The organism is Thiocapsa sp., assembly GCF_035467215.1.
In the GTDB taxonomy this organism is placed as follows: Bacteria; Pseudomonadota; Gammaproteobacteria; order Chromatiales; family Chromatiaceae; genus Thiocapsa.
In genome coordinates this window covers 1-12,776 of record NZ_DATITZ010000071.1, presented here as the reverse complement: position 1 = coordinate 12,776, position 12,776 = coordinate 1, and the positions used below count along the sequence as shown (strand labels likewise).

9 protein-coding genes are annotated in these 12,776 nt (G+C 65.5%); 5 read left to right on the top strand and 4 right to left on the bottom strand.

Annotated features, from left to right (window positions below; genetic code table 11):
- Positions 1 to 162 precede the first annotated feature (162 nt).
- From VLR48_RS20195 to VLR48_RS03690, 4 genes are all read left to right on the top strand, one after another.
- Positions 163 to 336, top strand: a complete 174-nt coding sequence (locus tag VLR48_RS20195; RefSeq protein WP_414718575.1) for a lasso RiPP family leader peptide-containing protein — start codon at positions 163 to 165, stop codon at positions 334 to 336.
- 448 nt (positions 337 to 784) lie between these two features.
- Positions 785 to 2,083 (top strand): 50S ribosomal protein L11 methyltransferase, encoded by a 1,299-nt coding sequence (locus VLR48_RS03700; RefSeq protein WP_325290483.1) that lies wholly within the window; start codon positions 785 to 787, stop codon positions 2,081 to 2,083.
- A 569-nt stretch (positions 2,084 to 2,652) separates the two neighbouring features.
- The gene (locus tag VLR48_RS03695) at positions 2,653 to 3,567 is read left to right on the top strand and encodes a hypothetical protein (protein WP_325290482.1); all 915 of its coding nucleotides are present in this window, start codon (positions 2,653 to 2,655) and stop codon (positions 3,565 to 3,567) included.
- Positions 3,564 to 3,839: a PqqD family protein gene (locus VLR48_RS03690; RefSeq protein WP_325290481.1), complete on the top strand. Its 276-nt coding sequence runs from the start codon at positions 3,564 to 3,566 to the stop codon at positions 3,837 to 3,839. The genes VLR48_RS03695 and VLR48_RS03690 overlap by 4 nt, the downstream gene beginning before the upstream one ends.
- Here the strand turns inward: VLR48_RS03690 and VLR48_RS03685 are convergent.
- From VLR48_RS03685 to VLR48_RS03670, 4 genes are all read right to left on the bottom strand, one after another.
- The gene (locus VLR48_RS03685; protein ID WP_325290480.1) at positions 3,812 to 5,536 is read right to left on the bottom strand and encodes an ABC transporter ATP-binding protein; all 1,725 of its coding nucleotides are present in this window, start codon (positions 5,534 to 5,536) and stop codon (positions 3,812 to 3,814) included. The two genes, VLR48_RS03690 and VLR48_RS03685, sit on opposite strands and share 28 nt — an antisense overlap.
- A 259-nt stretch (positions 5,537 to 5,795) precedes the next feature.
- Positions 5,796 to 6,746, bottom strand: coding sequence for a transglutaminase family protein (locus tag VLR48_RS03680; protein WP_325290479.1), 951 nt, complete (start codon positions 6,744 to 6,746; stop codon positions 5,796 to 5,798).
- Positions 6,743 to 9,331 (bottom strand): circularly permuted type 2 ATP-grasp protein, encoded by a 2,589-nt coding sequence (locus tag VLR48_RS03675; protein WP_325290478.1) that lies wholly within the window; start codon positions 9,329 to 9,331, stop codon positions 6,743 to 6,745. Before VLR48_RS03675 ends, VLR48_RS03680 begins: the two co-directional genes overlap by 4 nt.
- A 77-nt stretch (positions 9,332 to 9,408) precedes the next feature.
- A complete protein-coding gene (locus tag VLR48_RS03670) occupies positions 9,409 to 12,273 on the bottom strand; it encodes a sensor domain-containing protein (RefSeq protein ID WP_325290477.1) in 2,865 nt (954 codons plus the stop codon).
- Positions 12,274 to 12,461: 188 nt separating this feature from the next.
- Between VLR48_RS03670 and VLR48_RS03665 the strand changes: the two genes are divergently transcribed.
- Positions 12,462 to 12,776, top strand: a 315-nt coding sequence (locus VLR48_RS03665; RefSeq protein ID WP_325290476.1) for an acyl carrier protein, incomplete at its 3' end; no start/stop codon positions are given.

The following is a 12,776-nucleotide window of genomic DNA, read 5'->3' as shown; positions in this document are numbered from 1 at the left end:
CTGCTCGGCGGTCTGCGCCCGCAACCGCGCCAGTTCGGCATCTTTGCTGTCGGGGCTGTCGGTTGTCGATGGCGGCTTAGACATGTTGCAAACTTACCCTCCCAGGGGATTGTTTGGCAAGCTGTCCTGAACAGTTACCTTTTTGGATCATAGATCACGACTATGACTCACACGACCGACGACCAAAAGGCACCAGTACGGCGAACTGATGCGATGCCCTATCATGCTCCCAAGCTACTGAAATACGGCCGCTTGCGGGAGCTTACCGCGGGACAAGCTGGCTCGATACTCGAATCAGTTGCAGGTAAGAAGGGAAAGAATACTCGGCCGGGCTAATGTGAATTCCGGAATTCCGGGATCAGTGAATTTCGGGGACGGTTTACTTAACTTGCGGGAGTTCCGGGGACAGTTTACTCAATTGAGACTGTGCGGGATCGGATCTTCTAGTCCCGCACACGTGCACTACGACATTTGCCTGGCTCGATTGCCGTAACGGTCGACGTGTATATCAGAGCAATGGCTGGCCGAATGCGGTGAAATCCAACTGGCGGCGGTGGTTTGCTGAACGCATCCCTGGCGAACCCGGCTGGTTCATGCCTGGATATGGGATGCCTCGCGTGATCGATCGGTGGCCTGACTGCGGGATCGACTGTCGGCTTTGAAGAGCCGCGGAAATTGTCGCGCTCCCGTCATGTTGCATTTCAAGACCCCGCTCATACAGAGTTCATTGAGGTCGATGTGATGGATGACCGTTTGGCGGGCGGATGGTCGGCGCAGACATCCGATGTCGTTCAACATTGGCTGGAACCAGTGTTGGGAGAACCGGCACCTCGTCGACATCAACCTCGATGGGTGCCCCAGTCCTGTTTCACGGCGATTGCTGGGCCCCACGGTCGCTCAAGCGTGGAGTTGCATTGCCATGGCTAAACCTACCGGTTACCGCGTTGTCAGCTATGGCGACATGATCACAGATCGGCCGCGCATGGATGCCTATGCGAGCGCGTTGCGGCGGTCCGTGCGCCCGGGCAGCGTTGTGCTGGATATCGGCGCGGGCACGGGCATCTTCTCGTTGCTGGCGTGCCAATTCGGGGCTGCCGAGGTGCATGCGATCGAGCCCAACGAGGCGATCGAGATGGCGCGCACCATGGCCCAGGCCAACGGATACGCCGACCGGATCCGTTTTCACCAAACCCTTTCCACCGCGCTCACGCTGCCGCGCCCGGCCGATGTGATCATTTCCGACCTGCGCGGTGTGCTGCCCCTTTTCCAGCACCACATCGGGGCCATCGCCGATGCGCGAAAACGCCTACTGGCCGCCGATAGCGCGCTGATCCCAAGCCGCGACAGGCTCTGGGCCGCGCTGATCGAAGACTCCAAGCTCTACCGCCCTTACGCCGAACCCTGGCTCCAAAACGACTACGGCCTGGACTTGAGCGCGGGCCAACCGCTGGTGGTCAATACCTGGCGCAAGGTCAACGCCAAGGCCGACCAACTGCTGGTCCCGCCCCAGCACTGGGCGACCCTGGACTATCGCACCATCGAGCAACCGGACGTGACCGTGGAGCTGGCCTGGACGGTGGAGCGTCCCGGCATGGCTCACGGGCTGTTGGTCTGGTTCGATGCCGAGCTGGCCGACGGCATCGGCTTCTCCAACGCCCCCGGCCAACCGGAGCTGATCTACGGTCAGGCCTTCTTCCCGTTGCAGGGGCCGATAACTTTGTCCGAGGGTGACGTTGTTTCGATCTCGCTGAAGGCCGATCTCGTGGACGACGATTACCTGTGGCGATGGGACACCCGGGTTACGGCGGATGGCGAAGCGGGGCGCGTCAAGGCCCGATTCCGCCAATCCACCTTCTATGGCGCCCCGATCTCGCCGGAGAAGCTGAAGCAGCGGGAGGCTGGATACATCCCCCTGTCGGCGGAGGCTGCGGAGATCGATCAGTTCGTGCTGTCCCAACTCGATGGTCGGACCTCCCTGGGAGAGATCGCCACGGGGCTGCACGCACGCTTTCCGCAGCGTTTCCCTCGCCGACAGGATGCACTCACCCGTGCCGCCGACGTGGCGCAGAGGTACGCTGCATAAGAGCGTCGGTCTGCATCCCATACCGACATCACGAGGTCCATCGGCATCCCGATGCCGATACCCCTCGGTAGGTCGGCATCCCCATGCCGACCTGGGCGCCCGGGTTGCGTTGGCGGACCTCACCGTGCGTCCGAGGCGCCGTCGACGCTGGCGGTGTCGCCCGGTGCGCGGGATCGAACGGATTGGCTCGCGGGTTCGGGGTTGTTCTCGGCTCACATCGAGCCCGACGAAAACACCCGGCCCCGGAGCGCGGCGCGGTCTCGGCCTGTTCGGATCGCGGTGCATACGGAAAGTGTATTGCCCGGCCGGGGTCTTGACAAGGCGGGCTGCCCGGCCCGGGAGCGCAGCGGGTGTACGGCGGAATTTTGAGTTTGTTTCGGGCGCCTTTCGGGCGCCCGTATCGGCAAAGGGTTGCCGACCTACGGCGCTGCCGGGGCGATTGATGGTTTCCGTGATTGATTGTCGGGCTGCCTGCGGCATAGAGTGGAGGCGTGAAAAGCCTTACACGCGGTCGCGCTCGGTCGCTCTCCGGGAACGATGGACTTCAAGCCTTGAGAACGGCTCCATGAATGGCCGCAACTCCATGCTCTGCAGGGAATCACGATGACGAATTCGGCAACGCGATCGAGCTTCGGATCGATCGGGCGTGCGCGCAGGCGCCCTTGGCGCTCCCCCCGTTCCACACTTGGACGTTTCGGGACGGCGTACTCTGGACGGAGTTTCATCGCGCCGACGGGGGCTATCTCCTGCGCTTTCCTCTACTCGCGGACTTCTTCGTCTCGGCGGACGCCTTCACCGTCACCTGCTTCCCCGCGCCCGAGGTCCCGGAGGTCACGGCCCGGCATGTCTATCTCAACCAGGTCCTGCCGCTGGTGTTGAGCAAGCTCGGCAAGCTGGTGTTTCATGCGAGCGCGGTCGCGATCGGGTCCGGCGCGGTCGCCTTCGTCGGTGAATCGGGACGCGGCAAGTCGACGCTGGCGGCGAGCTTTGCGGTCAGCGGCTGCGGGTTCCTGACCGACGACGGTCTGGTGGTGGAGGCGCGCGGCGAGGGCTTCGAGGCGCTGCCGAGCCATCCGTCCATCCGCCTGTGGGACGACAGCGAGGCGGCGCTGATCCCGCCCGCGGCGCGGCGGGAGCCGCCGGTGCATTACACCTCCAAGGCGCGGTTTCTGGCGGACGACGAACTGGCATTCTGCGATGAGCCGCGACCCTTGCGTCGGGTCTATTTCCTGGGTGACGGGAGCGCCGAGCGGCTCGAGATGCGGCGCCTGAGCGCGGCCGAGACGCTGGTGGAGTGGGTCAAGCACTCCTTCCTGCTGGACATCGAGGAGCAGCCCAGATTGGCCTCACATTTCGATCAGGTGGCCGCGCTGGCCAACCGACCGATCCATTACCACCTCGATTTCCCGAGGCGATACGACGCGCTGTCGGCGGTGCGACAGGCCATCCTGGAGCATGCCCGAGACGAGAGCGACGACCGATGACACTGACCGACACGATGACGATTCCGCCGCAGGTGATGACCCGCAGGGTAGGCGACGAGGCGGTGGTCCTGGATTTGGCCACCGGCACCTATTTCGGCCTCGACCCGGTCGGGGCACGGATGTGGGAGCTGATGGGCGAGGGCAAGACCCTCGGCGAGATGTGCGACCGGATGTTGGAGGAATACGAGGTCACGCGCGAGGAGCTCGAGCGCGATGCCCTGCGGCTGATCGAGGAGCTCAAGGGTCAAGGCTTGGTCCAGATTGCGGGGTAGGGGGTTGCGCGTGGGCGCTCGCAGACCTGGCCCTGGGCTACAAGTAGAACACGATTGGCTAGAGCGAGGCTGGCGGGGCGGTGGGTGATGAGGATGACGGTACGTTGTTCGAGCACGGAACGGCAGTCGTGGATGAAGGCGAGCTCGCCGTCGGGGTCGAACATCGCGGTCGCTTCGTCGAGGATCAGGATCGGGGGATCCTTGAGTAAGGCGCGGGCGAGCGAGATCCGCTGACGCTGGCCGCCGGACAGGCGGATGCCCTGGTCGCCGATGAGCGTGTCGTAGCCGTGGGGCAGATGTTGGATGAATCCGTGCGCCTGGGCCGATCGCGCGGCGGATTCGATCTCTTCCGCGGTGGCGTCGGGGCGACCGTAGGCGATGTTCTCGCGCAAGGTGCCGTTCAGCAACAGGACGTGCTGGGCAACCAGACCGATCTGACTGCGCAGGCTGGCGATGCCGACGCCGCGGATGTCCGTCCCGTCGATCAGGACTCGGCCGCGGTCGGGGTCGGCGAAGCGCATCAGCAGGTGGACGATGGTGCTCTTGCCGGCCCCGTTCTCCCCGGTGAGTGCGACGGTCTCCTTGGCACGGATCTCGAGCTCGGCGCCGTCGAGGACCTTGGCCCGCCCCGGGTATCCGAAATGCACGTCTTCGAGGCGGATTGCGCCGGTGATCGGGGGCAGGGGCGGCGCCCCGGCGTCGTCCGGCTCGGGGCGCACGCCGAACGCCTCGAGCAGACGGGTGGCTGCGCCGCGCGCGGTCTGCACACTGCCGTAGACGCCGGCCAGGCCGCTGATCGGACGCGTCAGCAGCATGCCGTAGAGCAGGATGCTCACCATATCCGAGGGCTGCAATGCGCCGCTCTGCAGCTGCAGCGTGCCGAGATAGAGGAGCAGCAACAGCCCCGTCCCCGCCAGCAGATGGATCGAAGGGGACAGGATCGACTCGATGAGCAGTTGACGCTTGGCGATGCGCATCAGCTTGGCATTGCTGCGTTGAAAACGATCCGACTCGTGTGCCTCGCGCGTGAATGACTTGATCGCGGGGAGCATCCCGATGTTCTCCTCCAGTGTGGAGAACATCTCGGCATGGGTGCGCACCCATTCGGAGGACAAGGGCCGCAGCCGCCGCCCGATCAGCTTCATGACCAGGAAGAACAGCGGGACTAAGGCGCCGGCGAGGATGGCGATCGTCGGGCTGATCAGGAAGAGGAAATAAAAGGCCCCGGCAAAGGTGATCAGGAGGGGCAGCAGGCTGACCAGCGTGCCGGTCACGAAGCTGCTGATGTGCGCGGCGTCGTTGCCCAGGAGTGCCAGGACCTCCCCGCGTCGTCGCTCGTGGAAATAGCCCAGGGGCAGGGATTGGAGATGGTCGTAGAGCCGCGTGCGCAGGTTGGCGAGCATGGTCTCGCCGGTGCTGCCGAGCAGATAGCGGTTGCCGAAGCTCAGCGCGCTCTGCGCCGCCAGCAGTGTGACCCAGAGGATCATCAGGCCCGGCACACCGACGTGCGGGGAGGCCGGCGGGTGCAGGACCAGCTCGGCGAATCGACCCGCGATCCAGGGATTCGCCAAGGCGATCGCGCTCTCGCCGATCATGAGAACCACGGCCAGAAGGAGCACCCGCCGGTGCGGCGTCACGTAGGCAAGCAGTCTCGCGAATCGCGATTGCGCGAGGAGGCGTCTGTAGGCCCCGAGCATCATCCTTCACTCATTCGTCATGATGCATTCGGATTTGGATGAGGATGTGGATATCGGCGGCTACATGCCGATCCGGGTGCTCGCGGGCCGATCCTCTGCAGCGAGGCGTCGGCGGAGTTGTTGCCGCTGGTGCTGGAGGACGCGCTGAAGATCGGGGTGAGTCGGACCGTGATCTGCCGGGATGATTCCAGGCCATGTGCGCCGTCGTCGATGCCGGGCAGGATGTGGCATCGGCAGTCGATCATCATCGAAGGTTGGTTCATCCATCCTGCGACTGGGACTGGGCCGAAGAGGTCGAAGTCGTCGGCTCGGCGCCCGAGGTATCGCTGGCCGAAGGCGTCACGCGATTGACATCCACGGCGACCCGCAGCTCATGGGTCCCGCCTCCGTAGAAGATCCCGCGCAACGGCGTGACGTCCTGAAAATCGCGACCGACGGCCGTGGTGATGTGCTGTTCGCCTGGAATCTGATCGTTGGTGGGGTCGAAATCGATCCAGCCCAGGTTGGGTATCAGCACCGAGAACCAGGCATGAGAGGCGTCGGCGCCTTGGAGCTTGACCTGGCCCGGCGGCGGGAGTGTTTCCAGATAGCCGCTGACATAGCGAGTCGCGAGCCCGAGTCCGCGCAGACCGGCGATGGCGACGTGTGCGAAATCCTGACAGACGCCTTTGCGCTGCTCCATCACCTCGGCAAGCGGGGTGGAGATGGTCGTGGAGGTCGGGTCGTAGACGAAGTCGCGGTAGATGCGCCCCATCAGCTCGATCGTCGCCTCCAGGATCGGGCGCCCCGGCGCGAAGGATTCGGCGGCGTAGGCGCGCGCTTCGCGATCCGACGGGACAAGCGGCGAGGGGAGTGTAAAGATCCGCAGGTTGGTCATGGGCTCGTCGTAGCGATCGTGCAGACGATCGACGATCCGCTCCCAAGGTTGCGTCGCCTCGGGCTTCGGCAAGGTCGGGGCGATCACCTCCACCTCGCTCTGGGCGCGCACCTCGAGTGCATCGTGGGCCTGCTGGATCGAGAAATAGCTCACCCGGTTGCCGAAGAAATCCTCGTGCTCGCGATGCACGGCAGGCCAGGGATCGACCCGGATCTGACTGGACAGACAGCGCTGGCGCGCCGTCTGCGGTGGCTTCAGATGCGCGATGCTGTGGCACAGCGACACCGGCTCGGCATACTCGTAGCGGGTGACGTGATTGATCCGAAGTCTCATGCGGCACCTCGCGCCGCAGCTCGGCGCAAGAGGCTGTGCGGCTGCTCTTCGTGCCTGAAATACTGGGCCGTGATGGCGTCCGAGATGGCGGCGCTTTGCCGATCCAGCTCGGCCAGCATGGCGGCGAGCGCGGCGCGGCGTGCGCCGGCCTTATCGGACTGGACCAGGGTGTCGATTTCGGCCAAGCGGATGCCGGTGAGACCCTTGAGGACGTGCTTTTCGACCGCCGTGCGCCCGACGGTCATGTCGGCGCGCGGCAGCTCGGAGATCAGACGTTCGAGCTGTACGAGCTGGTAGGCGAGGGCGCGCGGGTTGCCTTCGTCCTGAAACACCAGGTCCAGGAGTGCGCCGATCCGGGTGCCGGCGCGATAGCGTCGGCGGTAGGTGATGAGGCTGTCGGTCACGCCCAGAACCGCCTCGATGACCATGTTCTCGTCCTGCTCGCCGGCGATCGGAACCAACATCGACCGCAGGAGGCTCGCGGTGGAGGCGGCGCGCTCGAGACGACGTCCGATCTCGAGGAAGTGCCAGCCTTCGTTGTGGGTCATGTTCTCCTGGGTCAGTGCCGAGAACGCCACCAGCGAGGTGATCAAGGGGTCCAGCTCGTCGAGCGCGAGCGAGAGCTGACCGGGCGGTTCATGGGTGAGATTGCCGAGATGCGCCTCGATGTCGCTCACGATGCGCCAGGTGTCTGCGGAGAGACGGTCGCGGACCGAGTAGGCGGCTTGCCCAAGGGCCTGAAGCGTTTGCGGGAGACCGCCCAGGCGTGCCGGATCGGAGATGAGCGAGAGCATCTCGGGCACGGGATTGCGCAGACGCTCGGCCGCGCCGGTCCCGATGAAGCCGGGGAACGACTGTGTTTGATTGGTCAGGGCCTCCAGGAGCGAGCGCAGACAGCAGGAGTCGCCCGTCGAGGCCGCGTAATCGCTGCGCTCGGAGAGCTTGATGATGGTGATCCGCAGCAGCCGCACCAGCCACTCGGCGCGCTCGGCATAGCGGCCGATCCAGAAGAGATTGTCGGCGACCCGGCTGGAGACCTCGCTCTCCTGCGTGACCGCGGGCGTGTGCATCTCGGTCGTGACCAGCAGGCTTTCCTGGCGCTCGGGCTCCGAGGCGACGACCCAGACGTCCTTGGCTAGCCCGCCGAGCTGGTTGGAGTTGAGCGCGGCATCGCTGGTCGGGGTGACCCGCCCGAGTCCGCCGGGCATGACCGCGTAGCCCTCCTCCTCGGCAGTCAAAAAGGTCCGCAGCACGCTGGGCCTGGGTTCGAGGTGTCGGCCGATGAGCGCGGGCGCGGTCGATGGCTTGACCCGTTCCTGCGCGATGTAGCTGTCGGGGCGTTCCCGGATGGCTTCGAGCAGCGCTGCGCGGGCGGGCGCATCCATGGTGTCGGGGAAGAGGCAACGCTGATCGCGACCTTTGTTCAGGGGCTTGATGACGAGCTGATCGAGGCGGTCCGAAACCTGGACCAGTGATTCCGGATCGCCGCACCACCAGGTCGGGATATCCGGGATCTGCAGCTCCTCGCCGAGCAGCTCTCGGCACAGACTCGGCAGAAAGGCCGGGAGCGCCGGGTGCTCGAGGATGCCGCTTCCCAATGCGTTGGCGATCACCACATTGCCGGCACGCACGGCTTGGACCAAACCTGGCACGCCGAGGAAGGAGTCTTCGCGCAGCTCCAGCGGGTCGCACCAGCTGTCGTCGACGCGACGCAGGACGGCGTCGATGCGCTCGAGCCGACCCAGTGTCCGCAGCCAGAGCGCCCCGTCGCGCACCGAGAGATCTCCGCCCTGCACGAGCGTGAATCCGAGATAGTTGGCCAGATAGGCATGCTCGAAATAGGCCTCGTTCTCCGGCCCCGGGGTGAGGACGACCACGCGCGCATGCTCGGCCCGTCGGGGAGCGAGGCGCGTCAAGGTGCGCCGGATCGAGCGGAAGAACCCGGCGAGGCGATGCACATGCGAGTCGCGGAACATGCTGGGCAGCACGCGCGACAAGACAACGCGGTTCTCGAGCGCATAGCCGAACCCGAGCGGACTCTGGGTGCGGTCGCCGATGATCCGCCAGTGACCGTCCGGCGTGCGGGTCAGATCGGCTGCGTACTGGACCAAGGGGCGATGACCCGCGACCTCCACACCGTGACAGGGCAGCAGGAACTTGGGGCTGGCGTCGAACAGATCGGCCGGCAAGAGACCGCTGCGGATCAGCTTGCGGGGCCCGTAGAGGTCGAGCAGGATCTGATTGAGCAGGTCGGCACGCTGAATCAATCCGCGCTCGAGCTCGGCCCATTCCTCGCTGCGAATGAGCAGCGGCAGTAGATCCAGCTCCCAGGGCCGGGACATGCCCCGAGGCTCGGCGTTGAGATTGTAGGTGACGCCGTTGTCGCGGACCATGCGGGTCGCCTCGCGCCAACGTGCCTCGATGCCGCTCGGCCCGAGCGTACGCAAGGCATCCAGAACGTATTGCCAGTGCGGGCGCACCTCGCCCTCGGCCGTGCGCATCTCGTCGTAGCGCTCGGGTAAGGGCGTATAGGCATCGACCAAACCCGACTGCTCGAGTAAGGGTGCCAGGTCGGGGACAGACATGGGCCTGGGCTCTTTCCGGGACATTGGGTCTGGATTAGACACGTCATGCCCGGGTGTCGCAAGGTGCGATTAGACCGTCATCCGAGGGCGAGGCGAGGCTCGACGGGCGCGTCGTGCGGGGGGGCCGAGACTTGGAGCAGAAAGCCCTCATAACGCGACGCCGTCAGCGGCGGGGCGAAAAGGTCGCCCTGCGCCTCCAGACAGCCGATGTTGAGCAGGATGAAACGCTGGCGGTGGTCGCGCACCCCGTCTGCGGTGACCTCGATGTCCAGTGCTTGGGCCATCGCGATCAGGGACTGGACGACCGCCAGGTCGTCCGGGGAGTCCGGCATGGCGTCGACGAAGCTGCGATGAATCGTGAGCCTGCGGATCGGAAGCCGGCGCAGGGCCGGCGGCGCAAGCCAGCTCGTACCGACCTCGTTCAAGGTCACGCCCACGCCGAGTCGGTGCAGTCCGTCGAGGACCTCGCGGGCCTGCTCCGGGTGTTTGAACAGGAGCGACTCCGCAAAGCTCAGCTCGAGGCGCGCGGGGTCGAGTGCGTTGGCGCGGAGCAGCCGCTCGAGTGACCCGACCAGATCGAAACGCGTCAGCTGGGTCTCGGAGATGCTCACGGCAAGGATCCCGATCGGCGTTCCTCCGACGCTCCAGTCCCGCAACTGACGGCACGCCTCGGCGAGGATCCACTGACCCAGGTCGACCGTCATGCCGCCGGATTCGGCCAACGCCGAGAGCCGTTCGTGCCCGACCAGCCCCAGCTCGGGTTGATTCCAGCGCACCCGGACCTCGGCGCCCGGCCAACGCCCCGTCTCCAGATGGACGCGCGGCTGAAAGAGCAGCTCGAATTCGCCTTTTTCGAGCCCGAGACGCAGCATGTCGGTCAGGCGCTGACGTGCGGTCGATGCACCGCCCGGCGCTTCGGAATAGATCCGGAAGCCGTCGCGTCCGCCTTGCTTGACGTTGCCGAGCGCCGTTGCGGCGTGCGCGAGCATGACCTCGGTGTCGTTGCCGGCGCAGGCTTCCAAGGCGATCCCCATGCTCATGGTGGCGAAGACCTCATGTCCGCGCACCGTCATCGGGGCCCGCAGGGCCGAGCGCAGGCGTCTCGCGATCTCCTGCGCCTCCGCGGGTGTTTGAATCCCCTCGAAGAGAAGCCCGAACTGGTTTCCGCTCAGTCGGGCCAGGGTATCGGCAGGGCGAATGGTCTCGCGCAGGCGCAACCCGACGGTACGCAGCAGCTCGTCGCCGATCTGGTGGCCGAGACTCGCGTTGATGTTCGCGAAACGATCGAGGTCGAGCAGGAAGAGCGCAACCGGGGTGCGATTGCGCCGCGCCGGATCCATCGCATAGGCCAGGCGCGAGTCGAACAGCAGGCGGTTGGGTAGTTTGGTCAAGGGGTCGTAGTGGGCGAGAAACTCCACGTGCTTCGGGCCGTTGGCGGCGGCGATGCGCTCGGCGAAGACGCCGACGAAATTGGTCACCTTGCCGCGGCCATCGAGGACGCGGCGGATATGCAGTTTCTGCAGATAGATCTCCCCGTCCTTGCGGCGGTTCCAGATCTCGCCCTCCCAGACCCCTTGCTTGATCAGCCGGCGCCACATTCGGGTGAAGAAGCTCTTGGTGTGCCAATGGGAGTTGAGCAGGCTGGGTTTGCGCCCGAGGACCTCGGCCTCCGCATAGCCCGTGATCCGGCTGAAAGCTGCGTTGACGGCGACGATCCGCCCGGCGGCGTCGGTCATGAGGACGCCGTCCGAGGTTGCCGCGTAGACGACCGCGGATTGCAGCAGACGCCGCTCGGAGTCCCGCACGCTGGTCACGTCGCGGATGTTGACGACGATACCCGTCACCTTGTCCCGGTCGTCGCGATGGGGAAAGAGTCTGACCTCGGACTCGCGCACCTGACCGTCCGGGCCGATCTCGCGGATGTCGTCGACGACCGGGTGTCCCCCGTCGAGGCAGCGCCCGAGGTTGCGATACACCAGCTCGCTGAGCGGACCCTGACGCTCGACCTCCTGCAAAGAACGCCCGACTGCGTTGTCCTGCGTGCGTTGGATCGCCGTCAGGAAGGCCGCGTTCGCGGCGAGCAGGCAGCAGCCGCGGTCGAGGAAGGCGATGCGATCGGGAGACGCGGAGACGATCTCGTAGTAGCAGGCCAGCGCTTCTTCGGCGGCGCGGCGCTGCGTGATGTCCATGACGACGCCGGAGAGCTTGGAAACGCCGTTTGTGCCTGCGGGCTTGAGGCGGCCAGCGCTCTCTGCCCAACGCAGCGTCCCGTCGGGGCGGGTGATGCGATGGCGAAAGCGGAAGGGGACGGCGGCCTCGATGGCCTGGCGCACCGTGGCTCGTGCCAGTTCGCGATCGTCGGGATGGATTTGCAGCAGCACGGCATCCAGGGTGATGTCCGTGTCGGGCTCGAAGCCCCAGATGTCGTACCAGGTGCGTGAGGCCAGGGTGCGACCGGTCGCAACCTCGATCTCCCAGTTGGCGACCTTCGCGAAGGCCTGTGCCTCGTCCCCGGCGAGCTCCGAGTGCGCCGGGGTGCTCGCGAGGGCGTGCTGCTCGACGACGATGCCCACGAGGTGCGCTGCGGGCGCTTCGCCCGAAGCGAGTCGCGAGAAGTGCATGACGATACTGACGGGGCGACCCGCTCGGGTCCGCAGACGCACGCTTTGTGTCGTCTCGGTCTCGCCCGTGGTCAGAAAGCCGCCGACTCGGGATACGTCCTCGTCGTCGAGCAGATCTGCGAAAGCGAGATCGGTCGTCAATCCTTGCGGGTAGCCGACGAGGGCCGAGAAGACTCGGGTCGCTGCGACCACGCGTTGATCGGCGTCGAGCACGACCGCACCGCAGGGCAGTGCGTCGAGCAGTTTGCCCAGATCGACGGCGTTCTGCAGCGTCGGGTCGACACGCGTGGTGTGCTCAGTGGTCTCTTGATTCCGATGCATGAGCGATGACATGTCGATTTTGGATGGCGGTCAACTCCCGATTATAAACAAGAAGAAGAGTAGGGTTATCGTAACTATTCACCTCCTCGGCCCGCCCCCCGGCGGGATATCCTCGGGAGGTTTTTCGTGTAAGACTTAGGGTCGAATCAAAGTTCTGATCCAGACCTTTCGAGGAGCCGGAATCGTCCATGACGGGATCCACACAGGACGATGGGCGCGCCGAACGACTGCTGTCCATCCTGTCGAGTTTCGCGCGCGAGTCTCGGGCGCCTTTTCCGCCGAACGGGATCGATCTGGATACGCGGCTGGAAGCGGAGCTCGGACTCGATAGCCTGAGTCGCTCCGAGTTGATCACGCGGGTCGAGCAGGGTCTCGGGGTCAGTCTCTCGGAGCAGGCGCTCTCGGCCGCGACCGCCCGCGACCTCCTGGGGTTGCTGCTCGAGAGATCGGGGGTTGCTCCCGACCTCCGCTTTGCCGTCGCGCCCGGGCCGACCGCCGGGGGA